Source organism: Mycolicibacterium sp. TUM20985 (assembly GCF_030295745.1).
GTDB lineage: Bacteria > Actinomycetota > Actinomycetes > Mycobacteriales > Mycobacteriaceae > Mycobacterium.
Window position 1 is genome coordinate 4,768,761 of the sequence record NZ_AP027291.1, and the last position, 15,024, is coordinate 4,783,784.

Sequence of the window (15,024 nt, forward strand, 5' to 3'; positions counted from 1 at the left end):
TCAGTCCTTGGCGAAGGCTCGGGCCATCTCCCGCTCGACGTCCCGGTACGGCGTGCCGGTGATGTCGACGACGACCTTGGCGATGGTTCCGCCCGTGAACGCATAGGGCGCCTCATAGGTGACGGAGACCGGCTGCCCCGGATTGCGGCCCACGGCCACTCCCCCGCCGGCCAGGCCGAACATGCCGGGGTGCGTGCGGACGCCCGCCTTGGTGGCGACCGTCTGATCGTCGATGAAGAGCGAGACGTCACCGAGGGGGGTGTGACTGCCCTCGACCGTGCCCGTCCTCGCGTAGCTGACGCCGAACACGTGACTGCCCAACGGAATTGGGTCGGACGAGGACACCAGCTGCTCCTCCTCGCCCAAGAAGTTGTAGACGTACTGCAGGCGGCCGTCCGCCACGAACAGCACGTGACCGCCGTGACCGGCGCCCTGCTTGTACAACACCCCTTCGGCGTCGGCGGTGTCGACGGTGACCTCGGCCAGCACCGTGAAGGACTGCCCGCCGAGCTCGACCGCCGCGCCGAGGCCGACTTCGGCGGTGCCGGGGTAGTAGGTGAACGTCTTGCGCCCCTCGGACAGATAGGGTCGCCACCCGGACAGGGTCTCGATCATGCCGAGGTCGGCCAGCGGAAGCCCGTTGTACTTGGCGGCCTCGGTGAACCAGAGCGCCTTGAGCTCCTCGAGCTTCTCTGGGTGTTCGGCCGTAAGGTCGTGGCATTGGCTGCGGTCGGCTTCGATGTGGAAGAGCTCCCACCGGTCCTGGTCGAAGTGCGACCAGCCGGCAGGACTGGCAGCGTGGACGGTGTTGGCGAACCAGCCATCGTGCCAGATGCCCCTGGTGCCCAGCATCGTGTAGAACTGCGTCGACTTGCCGGTGTCCGCGCTCGAATCAGCAAGCGCTGCTTTGAAACTCGTGCCGTCAAGCGGCTTCTGCGGGATGCCGCCGACCTTGTCGGGCGGGGTGATTCCCAGCAGGTCGTAGATGGTCGGCGTCACGTCGCAGACGTTGACGTACTGGTCCCGCACTTCGCCATGGGCATCGATTCCGTTGGGCCAGGAAATGATTGCCGTATCGGCGATACCGCCTTCGTGCGAGGCGTAGCGCTTGAACAACTTGTACGGCGTGTTGAACGCCATCGCCCAACCGATCGGGTAGTGGTTGTAGGTCTCGGGGCCACCCAGCTGGTCGTAGAACCGCAGACTCTCCTCGACCGTGTCGATGTACCCGTTGAAGAACTTGACCTCGTTCACCGATCCGTTCGGGCCACCCTCACCGCTGGCGCCGTTGTCGGAGATGACCACGATGATGGTGTCGTCCAGCTGGCCCGATTCCTCCAGATAGTCGAGAACCCGGCCGATCTGCTCGTCGGTGTAGGACAGGAAGCCGGCGAAGACCTCGGCCATCCGGCTGAAGAGCCGCTTCTCCTCGTCGTTCAGGGTGTCCCACGGCCGGACGGTGTCCTGGTACGGCCACGCCTCCCCGTTGGGGCCCTTGACGTCGAGATACGGATTGACGGGTGACATTTCGGTGTCCTGGGGCACGATGCCGAGCCGCTTCTGATTCTCCAGGACGATGTCGCGGTAGGCCTCGTACCCCATGTCGAAGCGACCGGCGTACTTGTCGGCCCACTCCGTGAAGACGTGGTGCGGCGCATGGCCCGCACCTGGGCACAGGTAGCTAAACCACGGCTTGTCGGGCGCGATCACCTTGGCGTCGCGGATGAACTCGATGGTCTTGTCGGCCAGGTCCTTCGAGAGGTGGTAGCCGTCCTCGGGAGTGGCAGGCGGGGCTACGGGATGGTTGTCGTACACCAGCTCCGGATACCACTGATCGGTCTCCCCGCCCATGAACCCGTAGAAGCGCTCGAAGCCACGGCTCAACGGCCAATGCCGTTTCGTGGCAGCCAGATTCGACTCTTCAAGCGGGGTGAGGTGCCATTTGCCGACGCAGTAGGTGTTGTAACCCCTTTCGGCGAGCACCTCGGACAGCAGGGCGGTGTCGTCGGGGATGCGCCCGTTGCAGTTGGGGAACCCGTTGGTGAACTCCTCGACGGTGGCCATTCCGACGGTGGTGGCGTTGCGTCCGGTGAGCAGCGAGGCGCGGGTCGGCGAACACAGCGCGGTGGTGTGAAACTGCGAGAGTCGGATCCCACGTTCGGCGATCCGGCTCATGGCAGGCATGTCGACCAGACCCCCGAAGCAGTCCCAGGTGGCGATGCCGGTGTCGTCCCAGACGAGGTAGAGGACGTTGGGAGATCCGGGTGGCGCCACCGGAGCTTGGTAGGGACCCCAGTCGGGCTCGGAGTCCCGGATGTCGAGTTCGATCTTGCCCTTGAATTCGCCAGTCATCGCGTTCCTCGCCTCCGGTGCATCGCCGTCTCCCCGATACCGCCCGGACAGTACACCTGCGCCGTAACCGGCGACCGACAATCTGACGATCACGCAAGGTTGTTGCCAGGCAGCAAATCTCGTTGATCGATGCCACTCTCGGCCTCGGTTGCGGGGTGTTCGACGGGCCTAGCGGCCGTGGTGCTGGGTCGACTGCGACGCATACCGATCGCCGTCATGCGTGACTCCGTTGTGGTTCCGCGCATTCGGGGACTTGGGCTGCGTGTGCCGCCGCCGGTTGGCCTTCGTCTCGTACATGGCCGCATCCGCGTCGCGCAGGATTTCGATGGCGCTGCGCTGATCGTCTGGCGTCACCACCGTGACCCCGATGCTGCCCTGCGTGCGCACCGTTGCGGCGCCCAACGTCATGGGTTGGGCGAGGCTGCGTTCCAGACGACTGACGAAATCGGCGAGGTCTGCCGGGCTGACCGCACCCGCGACCAGGGTGACGAACTCGTCTCCCCCAAGCCGGCCGACGACGTCGTTGGGCCCGACCGATGCGCGAAGGCACTGCCCCACACTCTGGAGGAGTTCGTCACCGGTGTCGTGGCCCAGCGAGTCGTTGATGGCCTTCAGATTGTCGAGGTCGATGAACAGCACCGCACCCAGCCGGCGATCACCCCGGACGCGCAATGAATCCGAGATTCGGTTCAGGACGGCCGCCCGGTTCGGCAACCCGGTGAGGGCGTCGTGGGTGGCGCGGTAGGTCAGCCGCTCGCGGGCCACCTGCTCGGCGGTGATGTCGGAGAACGACACGAGGAGCGCCGTGCCGTAGCGGTCGTCGTTGTCCAGCGGCCGGCAGCTCATCCGCAGCCACGTTCGTCGGCCGTTGGGGCCGTCGATCCCGGTGATGCAGCCCTGGAACGGCTTTCCGGTCCGCATCGTCTGCGCGACCGGGTTGTCGCGGGGCTCGACCAGACGGCGGTTGACGTCGTAGGTCTTGATCGTGTGCGCGACGCGTCCGTCGCCGCCGACGAGCGTCGAGGCGGAGATTCCGAGGATCCGCTCCGCAGCCGGATTCGCCGACGTCACACTGCCCGAGCCATCGATCACCAAGATTCCCTCATCCAGGGAGTTCACGATTCGACGTAGAAGTCGTTCCACCCCATGGGATTTGGTCTCATCGTTACACACCAGGACGAAGCCCGTGTCCAGCTGCGTGGCCGCGACTCGCACGATCAGCGGTTGACCGTCGGCGGTGTGGTGGGTGGCCAGCACCCCGCCCCCGTCGGCGACGATCGCAGCCGGTTCCAGTGAGGCACCCACGGCGTCGCCGATCGACATCGCCAACGCGCTCGAGGCGGGGCGCTGGTAGATCACCTCCGCGGCGCGATTCCACTTCGTCACCAGGCCCGTGACCGTGGTGGCGATGATCGCGACCCCCACCTTGTCGACCAGCGCGGCCTGGTAGCGCAGACTGCGTTGGGCAGTCCTGACGAACGTCATGTCGCGCAGCGTCACGTGGTAGGCGGGTTCACCGCGCCACGACGTGAGCGAGGAAACGGCCTCGACGTCGAGCGTCGTGCCGTCTAGGCGAACCATCACCGATTCCGAGGGTCGGGTGGCATCGCCGTCGTTGCGCAACGCCGCCAGACGGGCCAGGACGGGCTCGATGAAATCGGGGTGGATGAAGCCGGTCACCGGATACCCGTGCACCTGATCGGCGTAGTGGGCCCCGAGCCAGCGGACGGCCGTCGCATTGGCGTAGACGACCCGACCGCCCTGGTGCACGAGCACCGCGTCGGGACTGCCCTCGATCAACCGACGAAACGTTGCCTCGCCGACGTCGCCGTCCGCTCGGTGGGCGCGACCATCGCGACGGGCCGCTCCGTCGAGATGCGCGTGGTCGTCAAGATCGGACATGGGGATCACGTGTCCGGTTCGTCGCCACGGGGTCGCTCCATCACGGCACCCTGTTCAAGAGCGCGGAGGCCGCGGCGGTGATGACGGAACGGTCGTGGCTGACCACGAAGTCGAACTGACGGTCGTCCTCGTCCATGGCGGCGTAGCCATTGAAGCGCTCTCGGGCGATGAGAGCCGCGGCAGTGTGCGGACCGAGGCTGAGGACGATCCACTGCGAGGACAACGGATCCGACGGATCATGGGACACGACGCGGACCCCCTCCGCTGAATCGGCGGTGAGGCCGGCACCGAACACGGCGACCAACGGGCAGACCCCGGCGAGTGCCGAGTACCGCCCTCTGGTGACTGGACCGAAGTGGCGAGCGTCCTGGAACGCGGTCAAGACCATCGACGTATCCGCCGAGTTCTGTGCCTGCTCCTCGATGTACCGCGAGATGGCCCGCAGCGTCCGCCGTGGCGCGGTCTGCATGGACGGGTGATCGGCCACCACGTCGAACGGGCTGGTGGCCGAGACACCCGAGCGCGCCGGGACGGCCGGAGGCGACCACGCGACCGTATCGGCAGGGCCCGGCAGCGGGCCCGGCCTGCCGAAGAGGAAGCCCTGTCCCAGGGTCGCGCCCCATGCCAGCGCCTGTTCGAAGTGTTGTTCGGTCTCGATGCCCTCGGCGATGATCAGCGTGCCCCTGCGCTCGCGGTGCGCCGACACCGCGGCTTCGATCTTGGCGGTGTCGACGCTGGGACGGGCTTGGGTCAGCTTGTTGTCGAGTTTGATGACCTCCGGGCAGATGATGTCCAAGAGCGCCAAGGACTCCGGATTCGCTCCGACGTCGTCCAGCGCGATCGCGAATCCGTCCGCGCGCAACGCCGCGACCTTTCGAAGCAGTGTTGGCAGGTGGCCAAGCAGATTGCGCTCTGTGAGTTCGAAGATCAACGCGAACTTGTCGTGCCCGCGTTCGAGGATCTCGCTGTCGGCGCGGCCGGTGTAGTCGCTGGCCGGTTCGGAATTGACCCCCAGCAGAGCGCCTTCCGTCAAGCCACCGCGCAGGGCGCCGTCGACGGCCCGCTCGATGCACAGCCTGTCGAGTTGTGTGACCTGGTCGGTCTCCGCTGCGTAGGCGAAGACCGATTGCGGCTGGAGGTGCGGCTGAAGCGGCCAACGGGCCAGCGCCTCGAAACCCACGATCGTTCCCGTGGGTAACGACACGATCGGCTGAAAGACCGGTGAAACGCCCTTGCCCGACGCAGCGTCATCCAGGTCGGGGTGGCTCCGCTTCACCGCGCGCCGCACCCCTTCACCGCTCACGAGCGACCCGCCCTTCCTTGGTTCCGAACGCCCTACGACGCCAGATGACCCGCCGATTCGACGTTCATCAGATTCGGGGTAGTTAACTTCTCGCAGACCACGCGTGAAGGGATCATAGCCGTCAAAACCCATTTACTGGCGAAACACCTCCGCGTTGCCTTGCACCTCGTCCTCGGGTGTTGTCCCAACTCAGTCGTTCTCCCATCGAACACGGGTGTTTGCCAAAACCGGTGATCCTGGAAAGCTTCCGACGGTGCCCGCCGACCGGCGCCAGGGATCAGCAACGCCGCGGACCGGCGTCCACTAGGCAGGTGCCAGCACCCGGTACAGCCGCCAGTTCGGTTGACTGTCGCCGTCATTGGGAATCTCGAGTTCCAGTGTCGCGATGTTCGCGCCCGTCTCGTACAACGTGGGATATCGCACGTTGAGGGCGTCGGAGATCCCACGCCCGGTCGGTGGAACCGCCAACAGATACCGGACACCGTTGTTCTGGGGATCGTTGAGCAACGGGACGAAGTCCGGGTCGGACGGGACCACGAACGTCTTCGGCTGAGTCGATGCGGCGGTGACCGCGAATCCGTAAACGGTGTCGGTGATGACCGAACTCTCCGGCAAATCGAGATTCTCCAGATACCTGGCAATTTGGCGCTCGGTCGAGAACGACGCCGCGATGGCGTGCTCCGTCGCCTTGCGGACGCTGACGTTGTCAGGTTGCGGTGCCAGCACCGCACCCAGCGCGTATTCCTGTGGGGCGTACTTCGGCTGCCCCATCCCCCATGCGGTGACCGGGACGGCCATGGCGAGGAGGGTCGCGACCGCCGAATAGACCAGCGTCCGGCGTCGCGGCAACTCCGGCGGTGAATGCGGCTGTGCCGGAGCGTATCTGCCTCGTCGCGTGGCGGTCGTCAACGCGCCGTCCGGGACCGCCAACATCGCCAGGCATGCCGACAGCGGAATGGCCACGATGTAGAACCGCAGGAACGGAAACGTCGACCCCGTGGCATAGCTGAGGGCCTGGAAGGCCAAGGCCGCCCCGTACACGAACGTCGGCACGAGCAGCACCGTCCAGTTCGGTTGGCGGTAGCGCCGAATTCCGCACCACAGCGCGAGTGGCACCAGGGTGGGGGCTAATAGCGTGATGCAGACCAGCGCGAAGGTCAGGCCCGCGGTGAAGGTCCCCGTCGGCTGACCGGACTGAGCGAGAATGGCGGCGTTGCCGTACTGAGAGGTGAACTGCGCGAAAGCCTCCCCAGTGATCAACCAGCTGGCCCCCGCCCAACCCACGAACGCGGCGAAGCCGGGCCCGCTGACCAACAGCGCGTCCAGCAGTGCGCGCCGAAACCGCGGCTGGGGCGTGGCCCGCAGATAGGTGGTAGCTCCCACCAGCAGCCCCGCGGCTGCCACGCACGCGACCGCGTCGTAACGGGTCAGATAGGCCAACCCCATCGCGATGCCACCAGCGGCGACGAGGTGATGGACGTCGTCGTCGACCATCCACGTGATGAGGCGGCGCACCGCCCATGACATGAAGAAGATGAACGGAGCCTCACTCATCCCGTTGGCGCCGTAGAACACGATCATCGGGTTGAGTGCGAACAACGCCGTGACGGCGAGGACGTAGCCGCGCGGCAGTCCACGGTCGGTGCCCATTCCGAGGATCTGGACGACGCCGCCCGCCATGAAGATCGCGGACATGATGGTGCCCGAGAAGGCGCGTTCGGTCATCGCCGGCCAGAGCGGGCTCAGCAGGATGGCGGGTATCTGCGCCACCGACGTCAGCGGAGTGAAGATGAAGCCGATGGCGGCCAGATGTGGGTCGCGGCTGAAGATGGCGCTCTGGGCGGCCGAGACCCGGGCCAGCGCGTCGCCGAGGATGAAACCGTTGCGGACCTGGAGCCAGTATCCGACGGCGAGGTAGACCGTCAGCGCCACCAGGTAGACGGCGATCTTCAACCGCCGGTCGGACCTCCGGACACCGGTAATCACGGTACCGTCGAATCGGGTTCATCCTCGAGATCGGGACGTTGCGACAGCCCGTGAAAAGTCTTCTCCCAGTAGGACGGATTGCGGATCAACTGATAGCAGCCCTTGGCCGCGGCCACGCTCATCATCACCCAGAACACCGGCACGGTCAGCCCGGGAACCAACAGGTCGGACCGATCGTCCTCGCGAAGCGCGATCAAATTCATGTAGAGGGTGGCGCCGTTGCCCAGGATGAGTGCGATGAGCGCGGGAAAATAGATGTACGGCGGGAAAACGGCGCCGACGAGAGCGGGTTGCCCCAGGAACCAGGTCATCGTGATGAACCAGAACACCAGGTTGAGCACCGCGATGATGGGAGTGCCGGCCAACACCAGATTGAACCGGACGAAGCTGCGAAGGCCGATGGTACGCAACAGTTGCCGTGGCCGCCGGATGTGCACCAGCCAGGTCTGCAGGTAGCCCTTGTACCAGCGTGAGCGCTGCCGAATCCAGTTGATCGGGTCGCTGTTGGCTTCCTCGAGGGTTTCGGAGTCGACGACCGCGGTGCGGTAGCCCGAGGCGGCAATGCGCAACCCGAGGTCGGCATCCTCGGTCACGTTGAACGGATCCCAGGAGCCGATCTCGTCCAACACCGATCTTATGAGGTGATTCGACGTGCCGCCCAACGGAATTGGGGCCGTCGTCCGCATCATGCCCGGCAGCAGGTAACCGAACCACAATCCGTACTCCGCGGTGAACCAACCGGTCAAGAGGTTCTGATGCCCGTTGTGATATTTCAGCTTGGCCTGCACGCACACGACGTCGTCCGGTAACTGCCTGAACGTGGCGACCACGCGGCGCAACTGCAACGGCTCCGGCAGGTCCTCGGCATCGTAGATCGTGACGATGTCGCCGGTGGTGAAGTGCAGGCCGTAGTTGCAGGCCTTCGGCTTGGTGCGCGGCTCGGCGGGTGGCACCAAGACGATCTGGATGATGTCGGAATCTCCGCACGCGCGTGCAGCCGCGATCGTCACGTCGTCATCTGCCTCGAGCAACAGAAGCACCTGCAGCTTGTCCGGCGGATAGTGCAGCCGAGCCATCGCACCGATCAGATCGCCGACTACTTCCGGCTCGTTGTAGGCGGGGACCAGGATGGTGTAGCGCGGCAGGTCGGCGTAGGGGATCGCCAGGGCTTCCTCGTCGGAGATGGCAATCGCCCGAGAGGCCAGGCCCTGGCGAAAGATCATCACCCGATCGAGCATGGTCACGACGTAACCGAAGGTGCAGATGCCGATCAGCGCCACGGCGGTCGCCATCGGCGCTGCGAGTAGACAGACCACGAGGATCAACAGCAGCGCCCACAGTACGGGCCGCTGCCAACCAACGAGCGGAGTCGATGCCGAGTTCAGCGGATCGTTGTCGCGCAGACCGTTGATTGCCAGATAGAGCGCTTGTTCGCCCTCGCTGTCGATACGGACATCCGCTGCAGGGCGGCCGACCTCGGCGTTCACCGCCCCTCACCCTCCCGAATACCTTGTGCGGCAACCAGAGCGCGACCGAACTGTGTCAACAGATCCGCGTCCTTGAAGGTTGGTGTGCGGTCGGTCGTGGCAGCGTTACCCCGCAGCAGGATGGTGAACAACGTGCCAAGCGTCGGCACGAAACCACCGGAGGGTGCCGGAAACGGGGCGCCGGCTTCATGGTTGTCGACCGCGAACAGCACCACTCGCTGGGCGACGTCGGCGTCGCCCCTGGTGAACTGCAGCGCGTTCCAGGTGACCAGAAGGCGGTCGTCGACGACGGAGACCAACTGGCCCTGCACGCCCGAACCCAGGTCGACGAGGCGCGGTGCGCTGAGCCGCGCCCCGGCCACGTCATAGATGACCCGGGCCGGAAAGACGTTGAAGGAGAACGGGCGTGCGCTCGTCACGCTGTCGACCACCACCGTCCGAGGTCGTCCGAGCTTGTCCCAGGTCGGGTTCACCGTGTCGGCGGTGATTCGCTGCCGAATCAGGTCCGCCCCCGACCCGTACATCCGATGAACCCAGTCGTAGGTGTGCTCCGAGTCGAGGTGCCAGCCGGGCGGCACCGCCAACGGCTGCCCTTGGCGCAGGGCCTCGCCGCCGGCGGGGGCGACCGGGGTGCCACTCACCGTGGGCGGGAGATGGACCAGGGCGAGGGCGATCCCGACGATGACCACGACCGGAACTCCGGCCCAGACCTGCTTGGCGGCGAGTGGCTCGACCTTGCGGTCCAACACCCGTTTCGGCGCTCCGCGGCGTGCGTACAGGAAGAATCCACCACCGACTACGCACACCGTCGAGACCGCTGGAATCATTTGAAAGGCGAGCAGCGGCGCGTCGTGGAAGTACACGGCCATGATCACCAGGACAAGGCCGCCGAAGGCCCATGACAACAGGGATCCGATCAGCCCGCGCCGAACCGTCCGACCCAGTGCAATTCCCGTTCCCACCCCCGAGATCACGAGTGCCGCGGCACCCGCGGCCACTCTGCCGCCGCCGAGGACGACGACCGCTACGTAGTAGGGCAGCGGGAATACCAGCAACAACGCCATCCCCCACACCCACGCGAAGCGGGCGACCGGGCGGAGCCCGAAAAGCACGATGCTCGAGCTGAACACATAGAGCCACATCGCCACCAGGTCGAGCCGCAGCAGATGGAAGTACAGCGCGTAACGCGCCAGAAGCACCCCGTGGATCAACAGCGCGAGAACCAGGCCCATGGTTCCGACGATGACGTCTGTCTGGCGGTCGTGAATCGGCAGTTCGGTTCGGTGCCAGCGGGATACGCCGACGGCCACCAAGATCACCACCACCGCGACCGTCCAGACGAAACCGCCGAGCCCGCCGGCGCGCGTCGTGTCCACCAGGCTGATGATGCTGTCACGAAAGGCGACCACCGCCGTCGTCGCGATGAGCCACCAGCGCAGCGACACCCGGTAGATGGGATGCAGGCCGTAGTACCGGGCAGCCAGCCTCCGCCCGGCCTTGGAGGGCCCGACGTCGGTGGATGCCGTCATCTCAGCGGCCCGGCGTCTTCGACCTCGTGCGCCACCAGATGCCGGCGCCTGCGATCACGACTGCGACGATGCCTCCACCCAACCACCAGTACGGCCGGTCATCATTGCCGTCGACGGCGTTGGCGGCTGGCCGCGGGCTGCCCGCGCCGAAACTCACCGGGTCGCGCCCAGCGGGGGCGAGAACCGCGGTTCCGGTCAGCCGCGACCAGCGCACCGGGGCGGCATCCAACCATGCCAACAACGCATCAACCTGTTCTGGCGCACCGTTGGACGTCGCAACGATTGCCGTTCGGCGGCCGTCGAATACCGTCTGAAGAGAGCCGAATCGCTGCGCGGGATTCAGGGTCAGGGTGGTCTGGTCGGTGCCGCCGTCGACACCCGTGACCCTGAGCTCCCCGGATTCGTTTGCCCCCACCGGCAACGTGATCCGCGGATCCGACCAACCATCGGCTGAGATGAGCACTGCCGGGTTCGGCGAGTCGATGGCCTCCCGCAGCGGCATCACTACGGTGTCCATTGGCAATGCACTCATTCGCTGCAGTCCCACCAGTATCGACACCGCACGTCGGGTGTCGGCGAAACCATCCTCGCCGACGCCGACGTCGATTCTCGGCATCAGCGCCTGCGGGACCGACTGGAATCCAGCGGTCAAGGGCGGGTCGGCTCTAGTGGTCTGGACCGGGCTGTCACCGTCGATGGTCAACGTGATCGGCTGAAACTCCCCGCAGCGCCCGGTGTTTCCCGCGATGTTGATGGCCACCCCGAGGTTGGTGTAGCGCTGCAGCAGCCGGTCCGGAATGTCGACCCAGCGGTCGATCACCCCCGTGTCGTCGACCGGCCACTGGTCGATCGTCTGGCCGTTGATGGCCGTGACCACGCTGCCGCCAATGCCGTTCGGCAGCGGAGTGTAAGTACCGCGCAGGTGCACTCGCACGTTCCGCGCCGAGCGACCAAGCCTGGTCTGATCCAGTGCGATGGATACCTGCGGGTTCAACGCGGTGGCGTTCACACCCGGCTGGCCGAGTTGGCGGATGGTGGTCACGTCCGCAGGCAATTGGGGAACCGTCTTCAAGGGACCCGCCACGGCCAGTGAGCTCACGGCAAGTCGGGACAGGTCGCTGGACAGCAACCGTGCCTGGTTGATCAGTTGGTTGGGTGGCCCGCCGATGAGCAGCGAGGGGAATCCGCCGCCCTGCAGGGCCACCGCGACCTCCGGTCCCTCGCGGATGACGATCTGGCGTTCCATCGGCGCCGACGGCTCGACCGGCTCCGTCTGACGGTCGGCCAGTGGCAGCACCGCAACCTCGGGGTTCTGCTTGCCGTACCGCGCTACGACCGCCATGGCGACTCGGGCCGCCGCCTCGGACTCGATGTTCATCGGCCGTGCTGGAATGAGAATCGTCAGTTTGCGCAAGATGGGCGGGAGGAAGTCCGCGACCGTCGCGGGCGGTATCTCGGCTCCCTCATAACGAATAGCCACATCGGTAAAGCGCAGCGGATTAGTCGGTTCGAGGCAATAACCTTCGACCGGCACTAGGTAGCTGCGCAGGGTCACGGTCACCGCATTGTCGATGACGTCGACACCGTCGAGCGGCACGACTATCGGGAGCCTGTCACCATCGGGCAACCGCACCCGGGAAATTGTCCTGTCGTCTTGAGTCACATTCAGGGTGCCGAGTCGAACGTTGACCGGTAATTCCACGATGGCGGTGAGTTCTGCTGGCCGCAGACCCGGCGGAACTGGGATGACGAGCGTCTCAATGCCCTGCGTGCCGAAGAAGGACAACGTCGTGTTCGCACCAAGTGCCGGCAGGCCCAGAATGGGGGGTTCCGTTGGTATTGCGCCGTCATCGGGCGCCGCCGTCGCAGTTGGCGAATTCGGACCTCCAATTGGCATTGTCACCAACACCATTGCCATTGCAGTCACCAACGCCATTGCCATTGCAGGCGCCATTGCAATGGGTGTGACACGAAACGGCTTGCGCTTCATCCCCGGAGATTAACTACCGACTACCGTCGGCCGATGCCAAATGGAACTAAAGACCGTGAAACGCCAATCGCCCGATCCGTTGGCACGGACCGGGCGATCGGAAGAACTTGGTGCTATTTGGCGCGTTCGAGCACCTCGACGAGGCGCCAGCGCTTGGTGGCCGACAACGGCCGGGTCTCCATCAGCGACACGCGGTCACCGACACCGGCAGCGCCGTTCTCGTCGTGGGCCTTGACCTTCGTCGTCGTCCGAATGATCTTGCCGTACAACGGGTGCTTCGAGCGGTTCTCCAGCTCGACCACGATGGTCTTCTGCATCTTGTCGCTCACCACGTAGCCAATGCGCGTCTTGCGCTGTCCGCGTACGGTTTCCACGCTCTCGGTGTTCTTCTGATCTTCTGCCATCTTACGAATCCTCACCAACGGGTCCGGAGGCCAGACCCAACTCACGTTCACGAAGCACGGTGTACACGCGTGCGATCTCTTGGCGCACCACGCGCAGCCGACGGTTGTTGGCCAGCTGCCCGGTGGCCATCTGGAAGCGAAGGTTGAACAGCTCTTCCTTCGACTCGCGCACCCGGGCGGCGAGCTCCTCGTCGGTCAGCTCGCGCAGTTCGCCGGGCGAAACTCCCACTGCCATCAGAACTGCTCCTCTCGGGTGATGATGCGTGCCTTGATCGGCAGCTTGTGGATGGCGCGGGTCAGCGCCTCCTTGGCGACCTTCTCATCCGGGTAGCTGATCTCGAAGAGCACGCGACCGGGCTTGACGTTGGCGACCCACCACTCTGGTGAACCCTTACCGGAACCCATGCGGGTCTCGGCGGGCTTCTTGGTCAGCGGGCGGTCGGGGAAGATGTTGATCCAGACCTTGCCGCCACGCTTGATGTGCCGGTTGATGGCGATACGCGCGGACTCGATCTGCCGGTTGGTGACGTAGGCGTGCTCCAGGGCCTGGATGCCGTAGTCACCGAAGCTCACGGCCGTGCCACCGCTGGCAATCCCGCGCTGGCGCGGGTGATGCTGCTTGCGGTGCTTGACCTTACGGGGAATCAACATTTAGCTCTCCGTGCTCTCTGCCGCTTCGGGGGCCGCGACGGCCTCGGGAGCGGCGGACGTGTCGGCGTTCACTGGAGTTTCGGCGACGGGCGTCTCTTCACTGGCGGCGCGACCTGCTTCGGTGCTCGTGGCCGTGGTGCCCGATGCGCCGCTGCGACGCGGACGGGTACCTGCCGGACGATCGCGACGCGGACGTTCTGCGCCGGCGGCGGCGGGGGCAGCCAGCTCACGCTTGCCACCGACGACGTCACCCTTGTAGATCCACACCTTTACGCCGATGCGGCCGAAGGTGGTCTTGGCCTCGTACAGGCCGTAGTCGATGTCGGCGCGCAAAGTGTGCAGCGGCACCCGACCCTCGCGGTAGAACTCCGACCGGCTCATCTCTGCACCGCCGAGGCGACCCGAGCACTGCACCCGGATGCCCTTGACGTTCGGCTGACGCATCGCCGACTGGATCGCCTTGCGCATGGCGCGACGGAACGCGACGCGGTTGCTCAGCTGCTCGGCCACACCCTGGGCGACCAGCTGGGCCACCGACTCGGGGCTCTTCACCTCGAGGATGTTGAGCTGGACCTGCTTGCCGGTCATCTTCTCCAGCGTTCCACGGATGCTGTCGGCGGCTGCGCCGCGACGTCCGATGACGATGCCAGGCCGCGCGGTGTGGATATCCACCCGGACCCTGTCACGAGTCCGCTCGATCTCGACCTTGGCGACACCGGCACGTTCTAGTTCGACGTTGCGCTCACCGGGGATGACGAACGGTGCGAAGAGCCGACGACGGATGGCGACGTCTTCCTTCACGTACTCGGCGTACTGCTTGTCGGCGTACCAGCGGGACTTCCAGTCGGTCGTGATGCCGAGGCGGAAGCCGTGGGGGTTGATCTTCTGGCCCACTACTCCGAGCCTCCCTTCGAATCAGAAGTCTCTGCGACCTTCTTGGGCGCCGCCTTCTTGGCGGGAGCCTTCTTGGCCGGCGCAGTGGCGGCTGCCTTACTGCCCTGTGCACGACGCGCCCTGGCGGACGCCGTCGATGCAGAAGAACCCTTGTCCTTCGGCGGACGGCTTTCCACGATCACCGTGATGTGGCTGGTGCGCTTACGGATTCGGTACGCACGCCCCTGGGCGCGCGGCCGGATGCGCTTGGCGGTCGGGCCCTCGTCGGCGTGGATGGTCGCGACCACCAGGGTCGACGGATCCAGGCCATCGTTGTTCTGGGCGTTGGCCGCAGCACTCGCGATCACCTTGGCGACGGGCTCGCTGGCACCCTGGGGCGCCCAGCGGAGGATGTCGAGTGCCTCGGTGACGGACTTGCCGCGCACCAGGTCAATCACCCGGCGCGCCTTGGAGGCCGAGATGCGCACGAAGCGCGCCGAGGCAACCGCACTGGGATAATCAGTCGACTGAGTTGTCGTAGTCATGG

At 65.6% G+C, this 15,024-nt stretch carries 13 protein-coding genes; 1 reads left to right on the forward strand and 12 read right to left on the reverse strand.

Translation table 11 applies throughout. The annotated features are described in order from the left end of the window. From QUE68_RS23390 to QUE68_RS23420, 7 genes are all read right to left on the reverse strand, one after another. On the reverse strand, positions 1-2,352 hold the full coding sequence (locus tag QUE68_RS23390) for an arylsulfatase (protein WP_286274540.1): 2,352 nt from the start codon (positions 2,350-2,352) through the stop codon (positions 1-3). A gap of 168 nt (positions 2,353-2,520) precedes the next feature. Next, a complete protein-coding gene (locus QUE68_RS23395) occupies positions 2,521-4,254 on the reverse strand; it encodes a diguanylate cyclase domain-containing protein (RefSeq protein WP_284235105.1) in 1,734 nt (577 codons plus the stop codon). Positions 4,255-4,294: 40 nt separating this feature from the next. Then, positions 4,295-5,557 (reverse strand): sensor domain-containing phosphodiesterase, encoded by a 1,263-nt coding sequence (locus tag QUE68_RS23400; protein ID WP_284235104.1) that lies wholly within the window; start codon positions 5,555-5,557, stop codon positions 4,295-4,297. A gap of 303 nt (positions 5,558-5,860) precedes the next feature. Continuing rightward, positions 5,861-7,510, reverse strand: coding sequence for an ArnT family glycosyltransferase (locus QUE68_RS23405; protein WP_284235103.1), 1,650 nt, complete (start codon positions 7,508-7,510; stop codon positions 5,861-5,863). Between the two features lie 29 nt (positions 7,511-7,539). Next, positions 7,540-9,030 (reverse strand): glycosyltransferase, encoded by a 1,491-nt coding sequence (locus QUE68_RS23410; protein ID WP_284235102.1) that lies wholly within the window; start codon positions 9,028-9,030, stop codon positions 7,540-7,542. Then, the gene (locus QUE68_RS23415; RefSeq protein ID WP_286274541.1) at positions 9,027-10,559 is read right to left on the reverse strand and encodes a hypothetical protein; all 1,533 of its coding nucleotides are present in this window, start codon (positions 10,557-10,559) and stop codon (positions 9,027-9,029) included. Before QUE68_RS23415 ends, QUE68_RS23410 begins: the two co-directional genes overlap by 4 nt. 1 nt (position 10,560) lies before the next feature. Beyond that, positions 10,561-12,192: a hypothetical protein gene (locus QUE68_RS23420; RefSeq protein WP_284235100.1), complete on the reverse strand. Its 1,632-nt coding sequence runs from the start codon at positions 12,190-12,192 to the stop codon at positions 10,561-10,563. A 136-nt stretch (positions 12,193-12,328) separates the two neighbouring features. On the opposite strand from QUE68_RS23420, the gene QUE68_RS23425 reads away from it, so the two are divergent. After that, entirely contained in the window at positions 12,329-12,562 is a 234-nt protein-coding gene (locus tag QUE68_RS23425; RefSeq protein ID WP_284228661.1) for a hypothetical protein, read from the forward strand. 100 nt (positions 12,563-12,662) lie between these two features. Here QUE68_RS23425 and rpsQ read toward each other — a convergent pair whose 3' ends face one another. The 5 genes from rpsQ to rplV are packed head-to-tail and all read right to left on the reverse strand — an operon-like array spanning position 12,663 to position 15,022. Then, positions 12,663-12,953, reverse strand: a complete 291-nt coding sequence (rpsQ, locus tag QUE68_RS23430; RefSeq protein ID WP_284228662.1) for a 30S ribosomal protein S17 — start codon at positions 12,951-12,953, stop codon at positions 12,663-12,665. 1 nt (position 12,954) lies between these two features. Beyond that, positions 12,955-13,188 (reverse strand): 50S ribosomal protein L29, encoded by a 234-nt coding sequence (gene rpmC, locus QUE68_RS23435; RefSeq protein ID WP_284228663.1) that lies wholly within the window; start codon positions 13,186-13,188, stop codon positions 12,955-12,957. Next, a complete protein-coding gene (gene rplP, locus QUE68_RS23440; protein WP_284228664.1) occupies positions 13,188-13,604 on the reverse strand; it encodes a 50S ribosomal protein L16 in 417 nt (138 codons plus the stop codon). The genes rpmC and rplP overlap by 1 nt, the downstream gene beginning before the upstream one ends. Beyond that, positions 13,605-14,498, reverse strand: coding sequence for a 30S ribosomal protein S3 (rpsC, locus tag QUE68_RS23445; protein WP_284228665.1), 894 nt, complete (start codon positions 14,496-14,498; stop codon positions 13,605-13,607). Further along, positions 14,498-15,022: a 50S ribosomal protein L22 gene (gene rplV, locus QUE68_RS23450; protein ID WP_284228666.1), complete on the reverse strand. Its 525-nt coding sequence runs from the start codon at positions 15,020-15,022 to the stop codon at positions 14,498-14,500. The genes rpsC and rplV overlap by 1 nt, the downstream gene beginning before the upstream one ends. Between the last annotated feature and the right edge of the window lie 2 nt (positions 15,023-15,024).